The sequence below is a fragment of the Candidatus Obscuribacterales bacterium genome, assembly GCA_036703605.1.
In the GTDB taxonomy this organism is placed as follows: Bacteria; Cyanobacteriota; Cyanobacteriia; order RECH01; family RECH01; genus RECH01.
Genome location: DATNRH010000738.1, coordinates 1 through 1810 on the forward strand (window position 1 = coordinate 1; position 1810 = coordinate 1810).

Annotated in this window: 1 protein-coding gene; it reads left to right on the plus strand. The window is 51.9% G+C overall.

All coding sequences use genetic code 11. The features are described 5' to 3' along the window. Positions 1–1810: PAS domain-containing protein (locus V6D20_15400; protein HEY9817166.1), on the plus strand; the 1810-nt coding region annotated here is incomplete at both ends.

Consider the following 1810-nt stretch of genomic DNA (forward strand, 5'->3'; position numbering starts at 1 on the left):
GTTTGCTAGTATGCCGGAGCACTTGGCCCAGCAGCGAATGCAGTATGTGCAGCAAGCGTTGCAAACTGGTGTTTCGCAACACTATAGCCATGACATTCTCGTAGAGGGGGATCTGCGCCATGAGGATGTTCAGATCATCCCAATTAATACAGATGAAGTGCTGGTGATGGTGCGAGATATTACGCTCCAAACCCAAGCTACCCAAGCTCTACAGCAGCAGAAGGAATTTCTCAATCAGATCATTGATTCTCTAGATTGCCTCGTGTTTGTCAAAAATGCCGATGGCCGATTTTTGGCAGCCAACCGGGCTGTTGCCGAAGTCTGTGGCGTACCTGTGGAAGATTTGATCGGCAAATTGGAGACCGAAGTCCGTCTCTACAATCCCGTGAAGTTTGAGCAGGTGCTCGATGTTAATCGTCAGGTCATGCGCACCGAGCGCCCCTACCAAATTCCCCACGAGTTGATTACCCATCACGATGGCTCTGAGCATTGGTATCAAACGACCTTGCGCCCCTTCTACAGTCCAGAGGGCTATGTCCAGGGCATTATCGGCGTCTGTGTTGACATTTCCAGCCGCCGACATCTGGAATTTGCCCTGCAGCAGCAGATGAACCAGGCCATTCTGGCTAGCCAGATTACCGATGCCATTCGCCATAGCCTAGATCCGGAGGTGATGTTTCAAACCGCTGCTGATCTATTAGGACGCACCTTTGATGCCAGTCGCTGTTTGATGCTGCAATACGATACAAATCCTTCGCGACTAATCTACGCAGCAGAATACTGTGATGCAGGCTGTGAGCCGATGACGGGCACGGAGGTTCCCATCGACAACAACCCCCATGCCTGCCATGTGATGTTGATGGATCAGGCGATCGCTTCCCCGAATGTTTATACCGAGCCGCTGCTGCGGGAGCAGGCACCCCTCTGCCGTCAGATGGGAATTCGCTCAATGCTGGTGGTGCGCACGTCCTACCAAGATAGTCCCAACGGGGCGATCGCTCTCCATCAATGCGATCGCTATCGGTATTGGACAGCCACAGATATTGAATTACTGGAAACCGTCGCAGCCCAGATGGGGGTGGCGATCGCCCATGCTAACCTGCTCAAGCAAGAGCGCCAGCAGCAGCAAGAACTCCAGGAGCAAAACGAAGCATTGGAGCAGGCCAAAGCCGCAGCGGAATCAGCGAACCAAGTGAAGAGCAAGTTCCTATCCCACATGACCCATGAGTTGCGCACACCGCTCAACATTATTCTGGGCTATGTGCAGATTATGCAGCGGGATCAAACCATTGAGCAAACCTATCACAGTACGCTACAAACCATTTTTGCCAGCGGTCAACATCTGCTCAGCTTAATCAACGATGTGTTGGACTTCTCTCGGTTGGAAGCCGGTCATGTGAAGATTGAACATCGATCGGTTAACCTCAACGACTTGATGACCATCCTCAACCAGATGTTTCAAGCTCAGGCGGCCAATAAAGGTCTGGAGTTTTACATCGAAGTTGCCCTAGGGGTGCCCTCAGTGGTGATGACCGATGGGAAGAAACTGCGCCAAATTTTAATCAACCTGTTGAGCAATGCCCTGAAATTTACAGACCAGGGCATGGTGGCCCTGCGAGTGTCCTACCAAGCCGCCGTCCATTCTGAGTTTGAGGGTAACTTGTACTTGGAAGTGATGGACACCGGCATCGGCATTGATCCCACGGAGCAAGACACCATCTTCCAGCCCTTTGTGCAGTCGCAATATACGGATAAGTCCATTCGAGGCACGGGCTTGGGCCTGTCGATTATCCAAGAATTTTTACACCTC